The sequence below is a fragment of the Immundisolibacter cernigliae genome (genome assembly GCF_001697225.1).
In the GTDB taxonomy this organism is placed as follows: Bacteria; Pseudomonadota; Gammaproteobacteria; order Immundisolibacterales; family Immundisolibacteraceae; genus Immundisolibacter; species Immundisolibacter cernigliae.
Genome location: NZ_CP014671.1, coordinates 1,037,719 through 1,057,656 on the forward strand (window position 1 = coordinate 1,037,719; position 19,938 = coordinate 1,057,656).

Here is a 19,938-nt window from a genome sequence, read left to right on the forward strand (position 1 = left end):
CACTGATCGGGGTCATGCCGGCGGCCCCGCGGTTCAACCGGTGAGGCCATGGATAGCCCCTGCGGGCTGCCGCGTTGTCGCCAGCGCGACCCCTGTGCTAATGTTCGCGCCCTTTTTAGGCGCGTAGCTCAGTTGGTTAGAGCACCACCTTGACATGGTGGGGGTCGTTGGTTCGAGTCCAATCGCGCCTACCAGAACAAAACCCGCAAGTCCGAATCAAGCCGGGCTTGCGGGTTTTTTGTTGGGGCCGCAGCATTCCGGAGCGCCCATGATCGAACCGCTGCTACTGACCACGGTGCGGATCTGCACCTTCGACGGCGACCGGCTGCTGACCGGCGCCAGCGGATTCTTCTTTGCGCGCGACGCGCGCCTGTTCCTGGTCACCAGTCGCCACGTGGTGATCGACACGCCAAGCAGCCACGTGCCAAGCCGCGTCGAGATCGAATTCCACGCCGACCCGCAGAACCTGGCCGCCTCCAGCGTGCTGTCGATCCCGCTGTACCGCGATGGCAAGGCCGTCTGGCGCCAGGGCGCCGATGCCGGCGGCGACATCGACGTGGCCGTGGTCGAGCTCGACCGCTCGGCCCTGCCGCCGACGGTGCCGCTGTGCTGCTTCACACCGCAGCACCTGCAAAGCTCGCTCAACGACGTGGAAGTCGGCACCTCGGTGCTGGTGGTGGGCTTTCCGCTGGGTTTTCACGACACCCTGCACCACCTGCCGGTGGTGCGCCAGGCGGTGATCGCGTCCTCGTTCGGCATGCGCTTTCAGGGACAGGGCTATTTCCTCACCGACGCGCGCACCCACCGCGGCCTCAGCGGCGCGCCGGTGGTGATGCGCACTACGCCAAACGACACCGCCCTGCCGTGGACGCTGCTGGGCGTGCACTCGGCGCGGCTGGACATCGGCAACCGCGACCTGGAGCTGGACGAATCGCTAGGCCTGAACTGCGCGTGGTACGCGGATATCCTGCTCACGCTGACGGCCGGGGACTAGCCCCTGCCCGGCGCAAGCCTGCCCACACACGCGAGGTCGCAATGCACGACGCCATCACGCCGTTTTCGATTCACATCGACGATTCGGTCATCGCGGACCTGCACCGGCGTCTGCAAAACACCCGCTGGCCGGAGAAGGAAACCGTCGACGACTGGTCGCAGGGCGTGCCGCTGGCGTACGTACAGGACGTGTGCCGCTACTGGCGCGAAGGCTACGACTGGCGCGCCAGCGAGCAGCGCCTGAACCGCTTCAGCCAGTTCACGACCCGGTTCGACGACCTCGACATCCACTTCATCCATCAGCGCTCGCCGCACCCGCAGGCGATGCCGCTGCTGATCACCCACGGCTGGCCGGGCTCCATCGTCGAGTTCCACAAGGTGATCGGACCGCTGGTCGATCCGGTCGCGCACGGCGGCACCGCGGCCGACGCCTTCCACGTCATCTGCCCGACCCTGCCCGGCTACGGCTTTTCCGGCAAGCCCGCGCACACCGGCTGGGGCATCACAAAAATCGCGCAGGTGTGGAACCGGCTGATGCTGCGGCTTGGCTATTCCCGATATTTTGCCCAGGGCGGCGACTGGGGCGCCGCGGTAACCGCGTCGATCGGCCAGCAGAATCTGGGCAACTGCCTGGCCATCCACATCAACATGCCGATCGTGGAGCCGGACCCGGCGACCATGAACGACCTGTCGCCCCTGGAACAAGGCGCCCTGGCCGCCATGCAGTACTACGTGGAGCAGGACTCCGGCTACTCGAAACAGCAAAGCACCCGCCCGCAGACGCTGGGCTACGGCCTGGTCGATTCACCCAGCGGCCAGGCGGCGTGGATTCTGGAGAAGTTCCAGGCCTGGACCGACTGCGACGGCCACCCGGAAAATGTGCTCACCCGAGACGAAATGCTGGACAACATCATGCTGTACTGGTGCACCGCCAGCGCCGCGTCGTCGGCCAGACTCTACTGGGAGAGCTTCAACAGCCTGTCGCGGTTCGATATCGCGCTGCCGACCGGCGTCAGCATCTACCCGAAGGAAATCTTTCGCGCCTCCCGGCGCTGGGCCGAGCGCCACTACACGAACCTGATCGACTGGAACGAACTCGACAAGGGCGGGCACTTCGCCGCCCTGGAGCGCCCGCAGGTGTTCGTGGACGAAGTGCGCGCCTGCTTTCGCTCCCAGCGCTGAATTTCAAACAATGTAGCCTGGATGAAGCGCAGCGGAATCCGGGACTTCCTTGCTTATGGCTATCTACCGCCGAGCCACCAGCCCCGGAGCAACCTATTTCTTCACGGTCACGCTGCGGGACCGCAGAAATCGTAGAAATCGTAGCCTGGATGCAGCGCAGCGGAATCCGGGATTTCCTCACCCATGGTGAACTACCGCCGAGCCACCGTCCCCGGAGCAACGTACTTCTTCACGGTCACCCTGCGGGACCGCAGCTCCCGCCTCTTGATTGACCAGATCGCCGCCCTTCGCGAAGCCCTGCAAACCACCAGGCGAAGCCAGCCATTTCGCATCGATGCGATGGCCGTGCTGCCCGATCACGTTCACGCCATCTGGACCCTGCCGGCGGACGATCATGACTATTCCGGGCGCTGGCGCGCCATCAAGGCGGGCTTTACGACAGCCGTGCGAGCGCGCGGCGTGTCTGTGTGCCGCAACCGGCGAGGGGAATATGACATCTGGCAACGCCGGTTCTGGGAGCACCTGATTCGGGACGGCACGGATTTCACCCGGCACGTGGACTACATCCACTTCAACCCAGTGAAGCACGGCCTGGCACAGCGACCCGTGGACTGGCCTTGGTCCTCCCTGCACCGATACATCCGGCAGGGCATTGTTCCGCCCAACTGGGCCGTCGGCGTGGACGAAGGGCAATTTGGGGAGTGATGGGGATCCCGGATTCCGCTGCGCTTCATCCAGGCTACGATTTCTACGATTTCTTTCGCAGGCTACAATAATGTTCCTGCCGCTTGATTGAGGCGCCAAATGTTAGACATCAGCATCCCTTGGTGGGAGCCTGCAATACGGGCCACGGCGATTTACTTGATTCTGTTGCTGCTGATGCGCCTCTCGGGAAAGCGCTCCCTTGGCCAGCTCACACCGTTCGATCTCCTCGTCATCATGCTGCTGAGCGAATCTGTGAGCCCCGGACTTACCGGGGATGACAGCTCCGTGCCGGGGGGGCTCATTGCCGCCGTAACACTTGTGCTGCTGAACGCGGCCGTGGGATTCGTTGCCTCCCGTAGTCGCAAGTTCGAGAAGCTCGTCGAAGGCACAGCCGTGCTGATTGGAAAAGATGGCACGATTCTGACCGATGTACTGCGGCGACATCGCATCAGCGAAGCGGACATGCACAAGTCGCTGCGCGAGGCCGACTGCCGGCAAGAAGAAATGCATCGGGCCTATCTGGAAGCCGACGGAAGTATCAGCATCCTCAAAAAGCGGCGTGACGATTGATCGGTGCGTGAAAAGCGGGCCTGGCCGCTGACCTGCCTAAACACCCCTGAAACCGCCCACGACGACTCGTGTAACGCCAGTACCCGGCCAGCGCGAGCGTGTAGCCTGGATGAAGCGCAGCGGAATCCGGGACTTCCTTGCTCATCGTCAAGCACGGCCTGGCACAGCGACCCATGGACTGGCCTTGGTCCTCCCTGCACCGATACATCCGGCAGGGCATTGTTCCGCCCAACTGGGCCGTCGGCGTGGACGAAGGGAGGTTCGGGGAGTGATGGGAACCCCGGATTCCGCTGCGCTTCATCCAGGCTACGATTTCTGCGCGGCTTTATCGCGCAGCGTCCGGTGGACCGCAGGGTTATGTTTCATAGCTGTAGTGGCACGATCCATAAGCTCGCAAATGCGACGCCTACGCTGAAGGCATTAGCCAGAACAAGCCAAGCAAAATTCTTACTCTTGATTTTGAAGTCGACCTTAAACGCCTTCTTGTACACAAACCCCTCCAATACGGCGTTGACTACGCAGGCCAGTAAGAATGTGCCCGCCCAAGTGATGGGGTTAAATGTTCCCCATCCCAACGCCCAGTTATAAACAGAAGCAGGAAACAGTTCCCAAGCGATACCTGCAAGGGGAACTAGAACTACCCCAACTACCGCTGATGCGGCGTTAGCCGATAGATCTGCAATAGCCGCACGACTTGGAGCCAAACCAAACAGCCAGCGTACGAACAAATACTCGATGACAAGGCCAACTGAGATTGCCCACCAAGAGAATAGCCGCGTTTCCAAATAGAGTGCAGGCCAGACTACGTTGGCATAGGCGAGGGTTGGCGCTGCCAGAAGAACTGCGACTAATAGCTTCCTCAACGGTGGCTCCATGAAACATAACGTGAAATAGACACCAAATGGCGTATAACTCGGGCGCAGACATGTCGTAACCGACTGTCACGCAAAGGAATATCGGTCACGTCAAGATTATCCGTCATTGGGCAGCCCACCGCAGGATGGGGGGAGGCCGCCAAGCCATGATTCATCGTAACGCGCCCCCATGTATACGCAATGCCGTAAGCCAGCGTGTAGCCTGGATGCAGCGCAGCGGAATCCGGGACTTCCTTGCTCATGGTGAAGCACGGCCTGGCACAGCGACCCGTGGATTGGCCCTGGTCCTCCCTGCACCGATACATCCGGCAGGGCATTGTTCCGCCCAACTGGGCCGTCGGCATGGACGACGGGCAGTTCGGGGAGTGATGGGGATCCCGGATTCCGCTGCGCTCCATCCAGGCTACGATTTGTCCACCGGCATGGCCGATCAGCTTTCGTCGGCCAGCAACTGCGCCGGCTTTTTCTCGGTCAACCCCGCCGCAGCGGCTTCGTCGGCCGTATCGCGCAGCGCTTTGCGCAGGCGGTCGGCATAAAACCGGCGCATGGCATCGTAATCCTTGGCGCTCACCATCACCCCGACCACGCGGTTGTGCCGCGTTACCTGCACTGGCGCACGCTGCACGCGGTCCAGCAATTCGCCGAAGCGGGTTTTGGATTCGTTGGCGGTAAAGGTCTGCATGGGTCACCCGGCGGTCAGCAGGAGAATGAGCGAAGTATGGTCGAATCGAACGAAACGATCAATTTGGGCGCTTGGCGCGGCCTGGCCGCTCGATCATCCCGGATTCCGCTACGCTCCATCCAGGCTACGATTTCTGCACGCGGTCCAGAAATTCGCCGAAGCGGGTTTTGGCTTCGTTGGCGGTAAAGGTCTGCATGGGTCGCCCGGCGGTCAGCAGGAGAATGAGCGAAGTCTGGTCGAATCGAACGAAACGATCAATTTTGGCGCTTGGCGCGGGCTGGCCGCCCGATCAGGTCCAACGCGCCCTTTAATCCCAATATCCTCGCCAAAAACATTTGACACGGATCACGGTATCTACGATTTTTGGTTGCGTAGGATGTGCCGACGAAGAAGAGCATCGTTCACGAGATTGATGCGCTTCGTACCTCAGCGCATCCTACTCGGGGCTTCGCACACAGTACGGCGTGCTCACTTCGAGCACGACCCGCCGGATTTCTTGAGTTCCACAATCAAGACGTGGGTAGGGGTTTGCCCAACGTTCTCGCCTATGTGGGTTTGTTCTTCGGACCACATGACGTCGCCCTCTTTGAACTCACGCTTAATTATTTTTCCGTCTGGCAAGGTCAATGTTCGCTTGAATGGACTCAGCACATACAGAATAAATGGAGGATGTTTATGCTGATGAGTCTTCTCGCCGGGGTTGTCGCGATAGTCGAGGACTCTAACGCAATCGTTCTCTAATATAGCCTTATGGAAACGCTGATCAATCCCCCGAAACCAGCGCTATGGACATGACGGCGCTGACGCGTGACCGCCCCTGGGGAAAAACGGCCCGTTTTCGGGTGTGGATCGGGCCAATGTGCGTGTTCTGGCCGGATATTCCGGTTTTGGGCTCCCTCAGGACGCACGGAGGGTGTGCCGCGCCCGAAGGCGCCAGCCGGCAATCACCACGTTGGCCAGGCCGAACAGCGTGAACAGCTGCGCCTGGTTCTTGGCCAGCCCCCGGTAACGCGCCTTGCGGTGCTTGAACAGGTTCTTGATGATGTGAAACGGATGCTCGACCTTGGCCCGCAGGCTCGCCTTGACCTGTTCGATCCGTTCCTGCAGGCGGCCCAGCGCGTCATCGGGCAGGGCCCGGCGCACGCCCGGGCGCAGCGCCACGTGCCAGGTGACCGGCGTGTCCCGATTCTCCGGGCGCTTGGCTACGCCCTGGTAGCCGGCATCGCCCAGCGCGTCCGTTTCCTGCCCGTGCAGCAGGGCGTGCGCCTGGGTCACGTCGTTGACGTTGGCCGGCGTGGTCAGCACCGTGTGCACCAGCCCCGAGTCCAGGTCGACCCCGATGTGCGCCTTCATGCCAAAGTGCCACTGGTTCCCCTTCTTGGCCTGATGCATGTCCGGATCGCGCGCCCGGTCGCGGTTCTTGGTCGACGGCGGGGCGGCGATCAGCGTCGCATCCACGAGGGTGCCCTCACGCAGCAGCAGGCCCTGGCGGGCCAGGTGATCGCGAATCGTCTCGAAGATCACCCGGCTCAGACCCTGATCTTCCAGCAGGCGGCGGAACTTCAGCAGCGTGGTCGCATCCGGCGCCGCCTCGCGGGCCAGGTCGATGCCGATGAAGCAGCGGATGGCGTGGCTGTCGTACACGGCGTCCTCGATGCCCTCGTCCGACAGCCCAAAGCACTGCTGCGCCACGTACATGCGCAGCATGCGCGACAGCCCCAGCGGCGGGCGGCCCGGGCCCTTGCCGGCCGGGTAGAACGGCGCCAGCGCCGCCTCCAGCTGCGCCCACGGCGTCACCGCCTGCAGCTGCGCCAGGAAGCGCTCGCGGCGCGTCTGCTTCTTCTTGCCGGCGTACTCGAGGTCGGAAAAGCTCGTTTGCATGACGTCTGCTCACCACCGCTGCGGACCAGGTCACATTGTCTCAGGACCAAGGTCTCATGCCTCCAACGGGAGGGAATAAATCAGCGTTTCCTTATATTTATCTCCATCAGTTTGGATCGCGTCTTGGGCGAATGCAGAAGTCGCGAGAAAAACAGACCCTATGAGGATCGAGTTGCGGAGCATCATGAGAACTCTCCTTATATTTCCAAGTCCCAAGGGACCACTAATTAAGCGAGCCATAGGGTGGACGGAGGTCCCGACCGTAACCTATCGTCACCATATAGCCAGCGGCCCAATACCGGCAAGCAGGGCGCCAATGGTCGCGTGGAGTCGATGGGTTTCACTGTGCTCCACCCATCCTCCCGCTACGGTCGTATCCCGCCCCCCGTCACGTCACCCCACCCGTATTCTCATCCGTCGCCTTCACGCGACGCAGTTTGGCCGCTTCACCGATCTCGTAGTGCCGGCCTTCGACGGCCATCTGCGCCTCGGTTTCGCATTGCTCGGACCAGAAGCCCAGGTCGTAGCCGTGCCAGGGCTTTTTCAGTTCCAGTGCCGGCAGGCCGAGTTCCTGCCAGCGCTGGATGGCGTTTTCCATGAAGTCCTTGCGCGGCAGGGCCACCGGCGGGTAGGCCCACGGCCGGCAGGCGTTAATGAGGATGGCGGACGAGCCGTTCGGCTCCATGTATTTGAAGCCTTCGGCCTCTTCCGCGCGGATGGCGGAGAAGTCCATGGCCGACATGCGCCCGTCGATGATGCGCATGTCCCGGTGCGGCATGGCGCGCGTGGCGGTGGCCCACAGCATCATTTCCGGGTCGTGGATGTCCACGTCCTCGTCGGTGACGACGAACATCTTGACGAACGGGTCGTAGGCCGCGGCGGCGTACAGCGCCTGCCACGGGTCGGCCTTGGTGTTGCGCCGGATCTTGATGAAGCAGGTGTAGTAGGCCGAGGTCTGCTGCGGGAAGTGCACGTCGAGCACGCCGGCCAGGTTGCAGTCGTACTTCAGGTGCTTGAAGAACGAGGCCTCGAAGGAAATGGACCGCAGGCGCGTGCTCTCGGACGGCGGGAACTGCGACAGGATGGAGCACCAGGTCGGCTTTTTGCGGTGGGTGATGGCCGTCACTTCCATGAAGTAGGACATGACCGGCTGGGACATGAAGCCGTGGGTCTCGCCAAACGGCGCCTCGGGTTCCAGCTCGGTGGTGGAAATCCTGCCCTCGATGACGATCTCGGCGTAGGCCGGCACCAGCAGGTCGACGGTCTTGGCCTGCACCACCGGCAGCGGCCGGCCGGACAGGGCTCCGGCAATCTGCAGCTCGTCGGACTCGTAGGGAATCTTGGCGTTGGCGGCGTAGGACACGTACGGCGGCACGCCGATGACCAGCGCGGCTTCCAGCGGAATCCCTAAGCGCTTGCACTTGACCCAGTGCAGGCCCAGGTGCTGCGGCGGGTAGGTGAAGCAGCCGATGCGCTCCGGCGCCTTCACCTGGCCGCGGTAGTTGCCGATGTTGTAGATGCCGGTCTCGGGGTCCTTGGTGACCCAGTGCGAGAAGGTGGTGTAGGGACCGTTGTCGTAGCCGGGCGTGGAAATCGGGATCGGGAATTCGCCAAGGCCGCCGTGCTCGGTGAGCGAGGCGCCCATGTGGACTTCTTCCTGGCACGGCGCGTTGGTGACGACTTCCGGCGGCAGCGGGTTGCGCAGCGCGTGGGACACCAGCTCCAGCAGGTTGTCGCCCGGCTGCATGCCAAGGCCGGTCTCGAAGATTTTGCGCGACGCCGCCAGGCAGCCGATGGCCAGATCGCCTCCGAAACTGCGCCCGTCGGCGCTGCGCACGTTTTTGAGCAGAAAGCCGCGCCGCTGGTCTTCCTTCAGGCCGCGGAACTGCAGCCTGACCAGCGGATGGGCTTCGGTCTCGATGGTGATTGGCGCGTCGATTTCCCACAGCAGGTCGCGGGCGCGCAGGTTCTGGATGTGCTCCCGAAAATCGATGGGCACGTCGCTGGAACGCAGGGTGGATTTGAGTACGGCGGACATGGCGGTCTCCTCCTGATCGGATAAACAGTCGATGACGTGGCCGTCCGTGGCCGTGGTTCACGGCAAAGTATGAACCAGGCATGACCGCAGGTTCACGCCGCCGCGCCGCATCTATTTTTGTAGGAGCGCAGCTTCGCTGCGCGATGATCGCCCGCTCATCACGCAGACGCCGCTTGGCAATGATCGCCCGACAAGTCGGGCTCCCACAGTGAACCGACAGTGGGCAGCGCGCCGCCGCTTGCGTCACCATACGCGGCCCTTTCGCCGATCCCGCGCCGCGTACATGAGCCTCGACGACACCATCGAACGCCTGCCGCTGAAGACCTTCACCGAGAAGGCGTACCTGGATTACGCCATGTACGTGATCCTGGACCGCGCCCTGCCGCACCTGGCCGATGGCCTGAAGCCCGTGCAGCGGCGCATCGTCTACGCCATGTCGGAGCTGGGTCTTGCCGCCGGCAACAAGCCGAAAAAATCGGCCCGCACCATCGGCGACGTGATCGGCAAGTTCCATCCGCACGGCGACAGCGCCTGCTACGAAGCCATGGTGCTGATGGCGCAGGACTTCTCGTACCGCTACCCGCTGGTCGAGGGCCAGGGCAACTGGGGCAGCGCGGACGATCCGAAGTCGTTCGCCGCCATGCGCTACACCGAGGCGCGGCTGTCGCGCTATGCGGACCTGCTGCTGGCCGAGCTGGGCCAGGGCACGGTGGATTTCACGCCCAATTTCGACGGCACGCTCGACGAGCCGCAGCTGCTGCCGGCCCGGCTGCCGAACATCCTGCTCAACGGCGGCCACGGCATAGCCGTGGGCATGGCCACCGACATTCCGCCGCACAACCTGCGCGAAGTGGCCGCCGCCGTGCTGCACCTGCTGGATCATCCGGACGCCAGTCTGGAAGACCTGTGCCGGCTGGTGCCGGCGCCGGATTTTCCGACCGGCTGCGAAATCATCACCCCGCGCTCCGAGCTGCTCGACATGTACCGCAGCGGCAACGGCAGCGTGCGGGCGCGGGCGCGCTACGAGCTGGACGAGGGCGACATCATCATCACCGTGCTGCCGTACCAGGTGTCCGGCGCGCGCGTGCTGGAGCAGATCGCCGCCCAGATGCAGGCCAAGAAGCTGCCCTGGCTTGAAGACCTGCGCGACGAGTCCGACCACGAGAACCCGACCCGGCTGGTGCTGGTGCCGCGCAGCAAGCGCATCGATGTCGAGGCCCTGATGGGGCACCTGTTCGCCACCACGGAGCTGGAAAAAAGCTACCGCGTGAACCTGAACTGCATTGGCCTGGATGGCCGGCCGGGCGTGCGCGACCTGCGCGGGCTGCTGGTCGAGTGGCTTGAGTTCCGCACCGTCACCGTGCGCCGACGCCTGCAGCATCGCCTCACGCGCGTGCAGGACCGCCTGCACATCCTGGAAGGCCTGCTGATCGCGTTCCTGAACATCGACGAAGTGATCGCCATCATCCGTTACGAGGATCGCCCCAAGGCGGTGCTGATGGAGCGCTTTGCGCTCAGCGACACGCAGGCCGAGGCGATCCTGGAACTCAAACTGCGCCACCTGGCGCGGCTGGAGGAAACGCGTCTCACCGGCGAGCGCGACGAGCTGGCCGCCGAGCGCGACCGCCTGCAAGGCACGCTCGACTCCGACAGATTGCTGCGCGGCCTGATCCGCGACGAAATCAAGGCCGATGCCGAAAAATACGGCGACCCGCGCCGCTGCCTGCTGGTCGAGCGCGGCGCCTCGCGGGCGCTGGCGGAAGCGGAGCTGACGCCCAGCGAACCGGTGACCGTGGCGCTGTCGGCCCACGGCTGGGTGCGCCTGGCCAAGGGCCACGATGTCGACCCGCAGGGCCTGACGTATCGCTCCGGCGACAGCTACCTGGCCGCTGCGCGCGGGCGCAGCAACCAGCAGGCCGTGTTCCTGGATTCGACCGGCCGCGCCTACGCCCTGCCGGCGCACACGCTGCCCTCGGCGCGCGGCCACGGCGAGCCGCTGTCCGGGCGCCTGACGCTGGAAGCCGGCGCGCGCATGCTGCACGTGGTGCTCGGCGAGCCGGACGAGCGCTACCTGATCGCCAGCGATGCCGGCTACGGCTTCGTCACGCCGCTGGAGTCGCTGATCTCGCGCCAGCGCTCCGGCAAGGCGCTGCTCAGCGTGCCGGACGGCGCGCTGCCGCTGGCGCCGCTGCGCGTCGATGGCGACGCCGACCTGCGCGTTGCCTGCGTCAGCACGGCCGGACGGCTGCTGGTGTTCCCGGCCGGCGAACTGCCGGAACTGGCGCGCGGCAAGGGCATGAAGCTGCTTGGCATCCCCGGCAAGCTGGTCGCCAGCGGCGAGGAGAAGCTGCTGGCCGTGCTCGCGCTGCCGGGTGATGCGGCGCTTCGGGTGCTGTCCGGCGGCCGTCACCTGACCCTGCGCGGCAGTGATCTGAACGCCTACAGCGCCTCGCGCGGCGCGCGTGGCAAGCCGCTGCCGCGCGGCTTCGCCCGGGTGCGCGGACTGGAGCTGGAGGTCTGACGCACCGCAACAGGCCACCGGCAGCGCCCGTCAGGCAACGATGAGCACCCCGGCATCACCCGAATAACAAGGCAGACACTGGCGCCGCGCGCAAAAATGGCGATACTGTGCGCGCCGGGCGTCTTGCCGGGCGCGCCCCACCGCCGACCCGACCGGTCGGACCAGCACCTTCAAGGGAGAACGATGCGGCCATCCCCGGTATTGCGCCTCATGGTCGGCACGCTGATCGCCGCGTGCCTCGCCACCGTCCAGGCAGCACCCAGCGCGCCGGCGAGCCGATCCGCCGTGGACCTGCGCTCGCGCGCCGCGCTGATCATGCGCGCCGACACCGGCCAGGTGCTGTACGCCAAGAATGCCGACCAGACCCTGCCGATCGCCTCCATCACCAAGCTCATGACCGCCATGGTGGTGCTGGATGCCGGTCAGCCGATGAACCAGATACTGACCATCACCGACGCCGAGCGCGACCGTCTGCGCGGCACTACCTCACGTCTGGCCATCGGCACCAAGCTGTCCCGCAGCGAGCTGCTGCGCCTGGCGCTGATGTCGTCCGAGAACCGCGCCGCGGCGGCGCTGCTGCGCAATTACCCGGGCGGCCCGGCGGCCGGCGTGGCGGCCATGAACCGCAAGGCGCGGGCGCTGGGCATGACCCACACGCGCTTCGTGGAAGCCACCGGCCTGTCGGGCGACAACCGCTCGACGCCGAGCGATCTGGCGCGCATGGTGCAGGCCGCTGCACGCTACTCGACCATCCGCGCCTACTCCACCACGCCCGAGTACACGGTCAAGGTCGGGCGGCACCTGACCCAGTACCGCAACACCAACCCACTGGTGCGCAACCCGCAGTGGAACATCGCCGTCACCAAGACCGGCTACCTCAACGAAGCCGGCCGCTGCCTGGTAATGCACACCACCGTCGGCAACAAGCCGGTGGTGATGGTGCTGATGGACTCGTCGGGCACGCTGACCCGCGTCGGCGATGCCGGCCGGGCGCGCCGCTGGATGGAAGCCTCGGCGCGCACAACCCAGGTCGCCGCCAGCCGCTGATTGGACGGCGGCGGCGCGGCCTCAGCCCGACCGATCCGGCAACTGCGGCAGGTTCGCCGCCAGCCACGGGCGTTGCCGATCGCGCGCGAGTTCCGTTGCGCGGGTGATGGCGCACAGGTCGTCCAGCGCCTGCTCGAAGGCGTCGTTGACCACCAGATAGTCGAACTCCGGCCAGTGGCCGAGCTCCGCCAGAGCGTCCCGCATGCGCCGGTCGATGACGGTCGAATCATCGCCGCGGCCACCCAGGCGCGCCCGCAGCGTTGCCACCGACGGCGGCAGGATCATCACCGTGACGCAGCCGGGCAGCTTGTCCCGCGCCTGACGCGCGCCCTGCCAGTCTATCTCCAGCACCACCGACTCACCCGCCGCAAGCGACCGGGCCACGGCCACCGCCGAGGTGCCGTAGTGATGGTCGAACACCTGCGCGCACTCCAGAAATTCGCCGGCCGCCTGCATGGCCGCGAAGCGCTCCTCGCTCACGAAGTGATAGGCCACGCCGTTGCGTTCACCGGGCCGCGGTGGGCGGGTGGTATAGGACACCGACAGCGACAAGCTCTGCCGACGGCCCACCAGGGCGCGTACCAGACTGGTCTTGCCGACTCCGGACGGGCCGCAGACGACGTACAGGAGACCGGGATTGGCAGACATGACGGTGGTTTCAGCTCGGGCAGGGGAGTGGATTCGCGGCAAATTATCCGCCCGGCCGGGCGCAGGGTGTACGAGGCCCATGCGGCGCTCCGCCGCGAAGCGTCGCATCAGGCATTCGGCCCGGGGGCGGGCCTCCCACAGTCGAGTGACGGGTCGTGGGAGCGGCGCCCTCGCCGCGAATCCCGGACTTGACCTGCCGCATCGGCCACATTCGACCCGGGAGCGGGCCTTCCACACAGGAGAACCGCCGGAATACCGTTTGGTTCAGGCGGTCGGGACCGTCGACCTGCTTTGGCGGGACAATACGCTTCCCGCTGTGTCCGTGGCACCGAATCCCGATCATGACCCCGCCCTGCCCGCTCGCGACTGACGCATGGCGCATCGACCCAGGCACCGGCCTGGCGCAGGGCGCGGTCCAGTTGCCCTCTCCGCACTGCGACGCCCGCCCGCCGGGGATGGCGATCGAGCTGCTGGTGATCCACGCCATCAGTCTGCCGGCCGGCGAATACGGCGGCGATGACGTGGCAGCGCTGTTCCTGGGCACGCTCGACTGCAGCCGCCGGGCCGACTACGGCGAGCTGGCGAATCTTCGCGTATCGGCCCATTTCCTGGTCCGCCGCGACGGGCAGGTGCAGCAGTTCGTGCCCGTGCACCGGCGCGCCTGGCACGCCGGCGTGTCGTGCTTTGCCGGGCGCGAGCGCTGCAACGATTTTTCGGTCGGCATCGAGCTGGAGGGCTGCGACCGCGACCGCTTCACGGCCGCCCAGTACGCCACGCTGGCCGCGCTGACGCGGGCAGTGCGCGCCGCCTGCCCGGCCATTCGGGCCGAGAACATCGTCGGCCACAGCGAGATCGCGCCCGGCCGCAAGACCGATCCGGGCCCGCACTTCGACTGGGCCGTTTATCGGGCGGCGCTGATGGCGGCCTGATGGACGCGCCGGTCACCACCTTCGACCTGCTGCGCCACGGCGAACCGGCGGGCGGCCCGCGTTTTCGCGGCTCCGTGGACGATCCGCTGTCGCCCGCCGGCTGGGCCCAGCTTGAAACGGCCACCGCCGGCGGCGCCTGGGATCGCGTCGTCTGCTCGCCGCTGCGCCGGTGCCGGGAGTTTGCCGAGGTGCTGGCCCGGCAGCGGGGGCTTGAGTGCCGGGTCGAGACCGATTTTCGCGAAATCAGCTTCGGCCTGTGGGAAGGCCTCACGTCGGCCCAGGTGGAGGCCGCCTACGGCGCCGCGCTGGCTAATTTCTGGAATGACCCGGTGGCCCATCCGCCGCCGCAGGGCGAGCCGTTGGCCGACTTCTGCGCCCGGGTCGAGACCGCCTGGCAGCGCCTGATTGCCGACTCGCGCGGCCAGCGCGTACTGGTGGTGGCCCACGGCGGAACCATCGCCATGCTGCTGCGCAGCGTGCTGGGCATGCCGCTGAGTCACAGCTGGCGGGTACGCATGGGTTATGCGGGCCAGGCGCGGCTGCGCCTGGACCACACGCCGCACGGCGTGCTGATGGCGCTGCTGCGGCTGGATCCGGGCGTCTGAATCGGGTCGAAATCAGGTCGGCAGGCGCAGCGGCAGCGAGCGCAGGCGCTGACCGGTCAGTGAAAACAGCGCATTGGCCACGGCCGGCGCCAGCGGCGGCACGCCAGGTTCGCCGGTGCCGCCGGGCGGCTCCTGGCTGCCGACGATGTGCACCTCGATGCGCGGCATCCGGTCCAGCCGCAGCAAAGGATAGGTGTCGAAATTGCCGATCCGGGCGCTGCCGCCGGCAATCGGCACCTCGCCATACAGGGCCGCCGTCAGGCCATAGACGATGCCGCCTTCCATTTGTGCCACGACCTGGTCGGGGTTCACGTGCCGGCCGCAGTCGATGACGCACACCACGCGCCGCACCCGTGGCGCGCCGTCCGCCACCTCGACCTCGGCCACCTGCGCCACGTAGCTGCCGTAGCTCATGTGCACGGCAAGACCCCGGGACTGCCCCTGGGGCAGTGGCTGGCCCCAGCCGGCACGCTCGGCGGCCAGTTCCAGCACCCGCAGGTGACGCGGCTGCCGGGCCAGCAGGCGGCGGCGGAATGCCAGCGGGTCCTCCCCCGCGGCATGAGCCAGCTCGTCGATGAAGGACTCGACCACGAAGGCATTGCCGGAGCTGCCCACCGAGCGCCAGTAGCCGACCGGCACGCCGGTTTCCACCAGCGCACAGTCCACGGCCACGTTGGGGATGGCATACGGCAGCTCGCGCACGCCTTCCACCACCGTGCGGTCGATGCCGCCCTTGATGGTGTCCGGCGCCAAGCGGGACTGGATCGACGGGCTGGCGATGCGGTGCTGCCAGGCGCTGGGGGTCTTCTCGTGGAGCGCCGCCGTCAACCGGTGCGCCGCCGCCGGGCGATAGAAGTCATGCGCGAGATCGTCCTCGCGCGACCAGATCACCTTGACCGGCGCCCCCGCGGCACGTGACAGCGCCACCGCATCGAGCACGAAATCGACCTCGAAACGCCGCCCGAAGCCGCCGCCCAGGTACGTGGTGTGCACGGTCACCCGCTCGCGCGGGATGCCGAGCAGCTTGGCGGCGGCGTCGCGGGAGCGCGTCTGGCCCTGCGTCGGCGCCCAGATTTCGCACTGACCATCCCGCACATGGGCGGTGGCGTTCATCGGCTCAAGACAGGCGTGGGCCAGAAACGGCAGGCGATAGGTGGCTTCAAGGGTTTTGCCGGCCGCTTTCAAAGCGGCGTCGACATCCCCGTCCCGGCGCGCCGGACTGCCGGGTTGCTCCAGCGCCGCATCGAGCGCCCTAGCGATGCTGGCATCGTCCATTGCCAGCGCCGCCGGCCGCCATTTGACGGTGATCCTCTGCGCCGCCCGGCGCGCCTGCCAGTAACCGTCCGCGATCACGCCGACACCCGAATCGATGGCGACGATCTTGCGCACGCCGGGCAGCGCCTGCGCGGCCGTGGCGTCGAAGCTCTCCAATACAGCGCCGAACTGCGGCGGGCGCAGCACCACCGCCGTCAGCAGGCCCGGCTGTGTCACGTCGATGCCAAATTGCGCCTGGCCAGTGACCTTGGCCAGGTTGTCCACCCGCGGCGTGGGCTTGCCGATGTAGCGGTACTCGGCCGGCGGCTTGCGCGGCGGTTTTTCGGGCACCGGCAGGGTGGCGGCCAGGGCCGCCAGTTCGCCATATCCGAGCGCCTGCCCGGTCGGCCCCAGCACCTTGCCAGCCGCCGTGCGGCAGGCGGTCGGTTCGACCTGCCAGGTACGGGCGGCGGCCGCCACCAGCATGGCGCGAGCGCTGGCCGCGGCGTCCGCCAGGGCATCCCAGGACATGCGGATGCTGGTGCTGCCGCCGGTGCCCATCATGCCCATGGCCAGGTAATAGGCCGGGTCTTCGTCGGCCATGGTCAGGCGCACCGAGGCCAGATCCACGTCCAGCTCGTCGGCCAGGATGGCGGCAAGGCCGCTGTGTACGCCCTGTCCCATCTCGGACTTGTGCAGCGTCAGCGTGACCGCGCCGTCGCTGGCGATGTGCACGAACGCATTGGGCGCAAGCGCAGATTCGGATGTCGACCCGGCTGCCCCCGCCAAGGGCAGGCGCAAGGCCAGGCACAGCCCGCCGGCCAGGCTGGCGCCGCTGGCCAGAAACGCGCGGCGACTCAGGGCGACCATGTCAGGCCGGCTCCCGCGCCAGTACGGCGGCGCGCTTCACGGCCTGCCGAATGCGCTGGTAGGTGCCGCAGCGGCACAGGTTGCCGCGCAGCGCAGCATCGATGGCCGCATCGTCCGGATCAGGCGTGCGCGCCAGCAGCGCCGTCGCAGCCATGATCTGCCCCGACTGGCAATAGCCGCACTGCACCACGTTCAGCTCCATCCAGGCGCGCTGCACGGGGTGACTGCCTTCGGCCGGCAGGCCCTCGATCGTCGTCACCTGCCGCGCGCCGACGGCAGCCAGTGGCGTCATGCAGGCCGGCGCGGGCTGACCATCCAGGTGCACCGTACAGGCCAGGCACTGCCCCACCCCGCAGCCGAACTTGGCGCCGGTGAGCCCCAGATCCTCACGCAGCACCCACAACAGGGGCTTGTCCGGCTCGGCATCGACCTCGAAGGTCTTGCCGTTCACATGCACGCGGGTCATGGCACGCTCCACCTGATCGACAGTCCGGCCAGCCTAACAAGCATGCCGCCGATCGTCGATAGCCGCGGCGGCACCGCAATCTGCTCAAATAGCGCGGCAGAAAAACACCAGGAGGAGCGCGCCATGAGCGACAGCCGGAGTCAACTCGCCGGATTGATCGAAGCCGCCCATCGCATCGGCGAGCGTGCGGCCACGGAAGCCGATTCCGCCGACCGCAACCGGCGCCTGTCGGACGAGCTGGTCACCGACCTGGCGCACGCCGGGCTGATCGGCATGCTGCAGCCGCGCCGCTGGGGCGGGCTCGAGGTGTCGTTCCCGGACTTCGTGCGCGTGTCGCAGGTGCTGGCCCGCTACGACGTCGCGACGTCCTGGGTGCAGGTGCTGCTGGGCTGTCATCACTGGTGGGGCGCGCTGGTCGGCGAGGAACTGCAACGCGAGCTGTGGGGCGACAACCCGCACCGACTGTTCGCGGACGTGTTCGCGCCCATGGGCGACCTGCGCCACGCCAGCGACGGTCTGCATCTGTCCGGACGCTGGATGTTCGCCTCCGGCGTGCACTGGTCGGACTTCGTGGCGTTGGGCGCCAACGGCCCCCTGACGCCGGGCGGCGAGCCCGAATACCTGATGCTGTTCGTGCCCAAGGCAGATTTTCGCGTCGTCGAAGACTGGGACACGGTCGGCCTGCGCGGCACCGGCTCGTGCTCGGTGGAGGTGACGGACGCGGTCATCCCGCCGCAGCGGGTGGTGCGCATGGGGCAGATGATGGCCACCGGCACGGCGCCCGGTCAGGCCCTGAACCCCGGGCCAATTTATCAGGTGCCGTTCGCCGCCGGCCTGTCGATTGCGCTGGCTCCCACCAACGTCGGTGGTGCGCAGGGCATGCTGGCGGCCTTTGGCGAGCGCATGCGCGCACGCACGCCGCTGTTCAGCGCCCAGCGGCAGGACGCGCTGGTCACCTCGCAGGTACTGCTGGCGGAAAGCGCCGTGCGCGTGGACGCCATGGAGCAGCTGATGTACCGCTATGCCGACGCGTTGCAGGCCTACGGCAACGGCGGGCGGGAGATGGACACGCTCGAGCTTCGGCTGCGCAGTTTCGCCTGGCGCGCCTGGCTGGGCCGCGAGGCGCGCGACATCGTCACCCAGCTGTTCACCCACACCGGCGCAACCGCCATCTACGGCGGCAACGCCCTGCAGCGGCGCTGGCGCGACCTGCACGCCATGGCCCAGCACGTGGTGCTCAATCACGAGACGGCCAGCCGCAACTTCGGCCGCTACCTGGCCGGCCAGGACCCCGAACCGGCTCTGTACTGATCGCGAGCCCCGCCACAAGACCGGGCGCGACACTGCGGCCGGGACCAGCGCCGGTAGCCGCCGTAAGCGCGGCAGCGTACCGACGCCGGCGGCAGGCGGGGCTATGGTGCGCGGCACTTGACCGGCCTGTTGATTACGCGAGTCTGAAACTCCTTGGTCAATCACCACCAACAGACGCGCCGGCGCAGGCATTGCCGATGCGCTATCCGGCATCGCAGAGATTTCGAACGCGTATCGACCCGCCGTGAACTTTGCGGAGGTTCTCAAGTCGAACCCGAAACAAAGCGAAATTGCTGCGTCCTGTGATCCGGTTCTCGAAGTGGAACCCAATCCGGATCCGACTGCACGCAGCTGGAGCGCTGACGACGACGGGCAAGCCAACAACAGGAGATACATCATGAACCTACCCAGCAGCGACGAAATGAAGGGCCGATGGAAACAGCAGATCGGTGCCGCCAAGATTGCCTGGGGCAATCTGACCGAGGACGAACTGCTGAAAGTCGAAGGCCATGAACAGAAACTGGCCGGTTTGATTCAGGAGCGTTATGCCATAACGCGCGACGAAGCAATGGCGCAGGTCAAGGCATTCTTCGAGAAAAACAAACCCTGAAACAGGCCAAAACCACCGTGCGACTGACGCGGTGTGATGTGAACCAACCCCCCTTGATCTGCACAGGATCATTCCGCGCCCACCCAATGCTGGCCGGACGATCCGCAACTCTTTATCCAACCGGAGAATTTCATGAACACACTACGACATGGCGCTCTGGCGCTGTTTCTTGCAACCACCGCCGCCCTGTGCGCAGGCCTGTTCAGCGGGCCCGCGGCGGCGGCGGCGTCTACCGCAGCCGAGCTTGACCGGGATGCCAGGCAGGCACTGCAAACCCTGTACAAGAACAATCCGCTAGCGCTGGATATTTCGAAGAAAGCCAAGGCAGTCCTGGTGTTCCCGAACATCGTCAAGGCCGGGTTCGTGTTCGGCGGCGCATATGGCGAAGGCGCCCTGCTCAAGGGCAACACCGTCGCCGGCTACTACAACTCCGTGTCGGCATCCTGGGGCCTGCAGATCGGTGCCCAGTCCTTTGGCTATGCGGTTTTCCTGATGAATGACAAGGCCTTGGAATATCTGGACAAGTCGGAAGGCTGGGAGCTTGGCGTCGGCCCCACGGTGGTGGCGGTCAACGAGGGCGTGGCGAAGAATCTTTCGACCTCGACGCTGAAAGACGATGCCTATGCCTTCATTTTCGACCAGCAGGGCCTGATGGCGAGCCTGAGCATCGAAGGCACGAAAGTCACGCGCATCAAGCGATAAGCAGCCACCGCATTTGAAGCCATCGAAATACAAACCGACGGCACCACGA

General features: G+C 66.1%; 18 protein-coding genes and 1 tRNA gene. 12 read left to right on the top strand and 7 right to left on the bottom strand.

Going from position 1 to position 19,938, the window contains the following annotated elements; translation table 11 throughout:
• The first annotated feature begins 117 nt into the window (after positions 1 to 117).
• The 5 genes from PG2T_RS04885 to PG2T_RS04905 all read left to right on the top strand — a co-directional run bounded on the left by PG2T_RS04885 (position 118) and on the right by PG2T_RS04905 (position 3,450).
• Positions 118 to 194: transfer RNA gene (locus tag PG2T_RS04885), tRNA-Val, on the top strand.
• Between the two features lie 74 nt (positions 195 to 268).
• On the top strand, positions 269 to 994 hold the full coding sequence (locus tag PG2T_RS04890) for a S1 family peptidase (RefSeq protein ID WP_068803105.1): 726 nt from the start codon (positions 269 to 271) through the stop codon (positions 992 to 994).
• A gap of 41 nt (positions 995 to 1,035) precedes the next feature.
• A complete protein-coding gene (locus PG2T_RS04895; protein WP_068803107.1) occupies positions 1,036 to 2,175 on the top strand; it encodes an epoxide hydrolase family protein in 1,140 nt (379 codons plus the stop codon).
• A 183-nt stretch (positions 2,176 to 2,358) separates the two neighbouring features.
• Positions 2,359 to 2,880 carry an REP-associated tyrosine transposase gene (locus PG2T_RS04900; protein ID WP_068803109.1) on the top strand — a complete coding sequence of 174 codons (522 nt, stop codon included), beginning with the start codon at positions 2,359 to 2,361 and terminating at the stop codon, positions 2,878 to 2,880.
• Positions 2,881 to 2,979: 99 nt separating this feature from the next.
• Positions 2,980 to 3,450, top strand: coding sequence for a DUF421 domain-containing protein (locus PG2T_RS04905; protein WP_068803111.1), 471 nt, complete (start codon positions 2,980 to 2,982; stop codon positions 3,448 to 3,450).
• A gap of 362 nt (positions 3,451 to 3,812) precedes the next feature.
• Here PG2T_RS04905 and PG2T_RS15990 read toward each other — a convergent pair whose 3' ends face one another.
• The 4 genes from PG2T_RS15990 to PG2T_RS04920 form a co-directional block, all read right to left on the bottom strand.
• Complete coding sequence (locus tag PG2T_RS15990) at positions 3,813 to 4,325, bottom strand: hypothetical protein (protein WP_145930998.1); 513 nt, start codon at positions 4,323 to 4,325, stop codon at positions 3,813 to 3,815.
• Between the two features lie 430 nt (positions 4,326 to 4,755).
• Complete coding sequence (locus PG2T_RS04910) at positions 4,756 to 5,007, bottom strand: type II toxin-antitoxin system Phd/YefM family antitoxin (RefSeq protein ID WP_068803113.1); 252 nt, start codon at positions 5,005 to 5,007, stop codon at positions 4,756 to 4,758.
• Between the two features lie 897 nt (positions 5,008 to 5,904).
• Complete coding sequence (locus tag PG2T_RS04915) at positions 5,905 to 6,888, bottom strand: IS5 family transposase (protein ID WP_068802296.1); 984 nt, start codon at positions 6,886 to 6,888, stop codon at positions 5,905 to 5,907.
• Positions 6,889 to 7,276: 388 nt separating this feature from the next.
• On the bottom strand, positions 7,277 to 8,926 hold the full coding sequence (locus PG2T_RS04920; protein ID WP_068803115.1) for a UbiD family decarboxylase: 1,650 nt from the start codon (positions 8,924 to 8,926) through the stop codon (positions 7,277 to 7,279).
• A 283-nt stretch (positions 8,927 to 9,209) separates the two neighbouring features.
• Between PG2T_RS04920 and parC the strand changes: the two genes are divergently transcribed.
• Together parC and pbpG are read left to right on the top strand one after the other, a co-directional pair.
• Positions 9,210 to 11,447: a DNA topoisomerase IV subunit A gene (parC, locus tag PG2T_RS04925; RefSeq protein WP_068803116.1), complete on the top strand. Its 2,238-nt coding sequence runs from the start codon at positions 9,210 to 9,212 to the stop codon at positions 11,445 to 11,447.
• A 183-nt stretch (positions 11,448 to 11,630) separates the two neighbouring features.
• The gene (gene pbpG, locus PG2T_RS04930; protein WP_145930999.1) at positions 11,631 to 12,494 is read left to right on the top strand and encodes a D-alanyl-D-alanine endopeptidase; all 864 of its coding nucleotides are present in this window, start codon (positions 11,631 to 11,633) and stop codon (positions 12,492 to 12,494) included.
• Positions 12,495 to 12,515: 21 nt separating this feature from the next.
• Here pbpG and gmk read toward each other — a convergent pair whose 3' ends face one another.
• Positions 12,516 to 13,142 (bottom strand): guanylate kinase, encoded by a 627-nt coding sequence (gene gmk, locus PG2T_RS04935; RefSeq protein ID WP_068803120.1) that lies wholly within the window; start codon positions 13,140 to 13,142, stop codon positions 12,516 to 12,518.
• A 380-nt stretch (positions 13,143 to 13,522) separates the two neighbouring features.
• On the opposite strand from gmk, the gene ampD reads away from it, so the two are divergent.
• Together ampD and PG2T_RS04945 are read left to right on the top strand one after the other, a co-directional pair.
• A complete protein-coding gene (gene ampD / locus PG2T_RS04940) occupies positions 13,523 to 14,071 on the top strand; it encodes a 1,6-anhydro-N-acetylmuramyl-L-alanine amidase AmpD (RefSeq protein WP_068807750.1) in 549 nt (182 codons plus the stop codon).
• On the top strand, positions 14,071 to 14,676 hold the full coding sequence (locus PG2T_RS04945) for a histidine phosphatase family protein (protein WP_068803122.1): 606 nt from the start codon (positions 14,071 to 14,073) through the stop codon (positions 14,674 to 14,676). The genes ampD and PG2T_RS04945 overlap by 1 nt, the downstream gene beginning before the upstream one ends.
• 12 nt (positions 14,677 to 14,688) lie before the next feature.
• Here the strand turns inward: PG2T_RS04945 and PG2T_RS04950 are convergent, their stop codons facing one another.
• Both PG2T_RS04950 and PG2T_RS16000 read right to left on the bottom strand, forming a co-directional pair.
• A complete protein-coding gene (locus PG2T_RS04950) occupies positions 14,689 to 16,800 on the bottom strand; it encodes a xanthine dehydrogenase family protein molybdopterin-binding subunit (protein WP_068803123.1) in 2,112 nt (703 codons plus the stop codon).
• A gap of 1 nt (position 16,801) precedes the next feature.
• Entirely contained in the window at positions 16,802 to 17,266 is a 465-nt protein-coding gene (locus PG2T_RS16000) for a (2Fe-2S)-binding protein (protein WP_068803125.1), read from the bottom strand.
• 123 nt (positions 17,267 to 17,389) lie between these two features.
• On the opposite strand from PG2T_RS16000, the gene PG2T_RS04960 reads away from it, so the two are divergent.
• The 3 genes from PG2T_RS04960 to PG2T_RS04970 all read left to right on the top strand — a co-directional run bounded on the left by PG2T_RS04960 (position 17,390) and on the right by PG2T_RS04970 (position 19,889).
• On the top strand, positions 17,390 to 18,577 hold the full coding sequence (locus PG2T_RS04960) for an acyl-CoA dehydrogenase family protein (protein WP_068803127.1): 1,188 nt from the start codon (positions 17,390 to 17,392) through the stop codon (positions 18,575 to 18,577).
• A 397-nt stretch (positions 18,578 to 18,974) separates the two neighbouring features.
• Positions 18,975 to 19,187 carry a CsbD family protein gene (locus PG2T_RS16960; protein ID WP_068803129.1) on the top strand — a complete coding sequence of 71 codons (213 nt, stop codon included), beginning with the start codon at positions 18,975 to 18,977 and terminating at the stop codon, positions 19,185 to 19,187.
• Positions 19,188 to 19,319: 132 nt separating this feature from the next.
• Complete coding sequence (locus tag PG2T_RS04970; protein WP_068803131.1) at positions 19,320 to 19,889, top strand: lipid-binding SYLF domain-containing protein; 570 nt, start codon at positions 19,320 to 19,322, stop codon at positions 19,887 to 19,889.
• Positions 19,890 to 19,938: the final 49 nt, after the last annotated feature.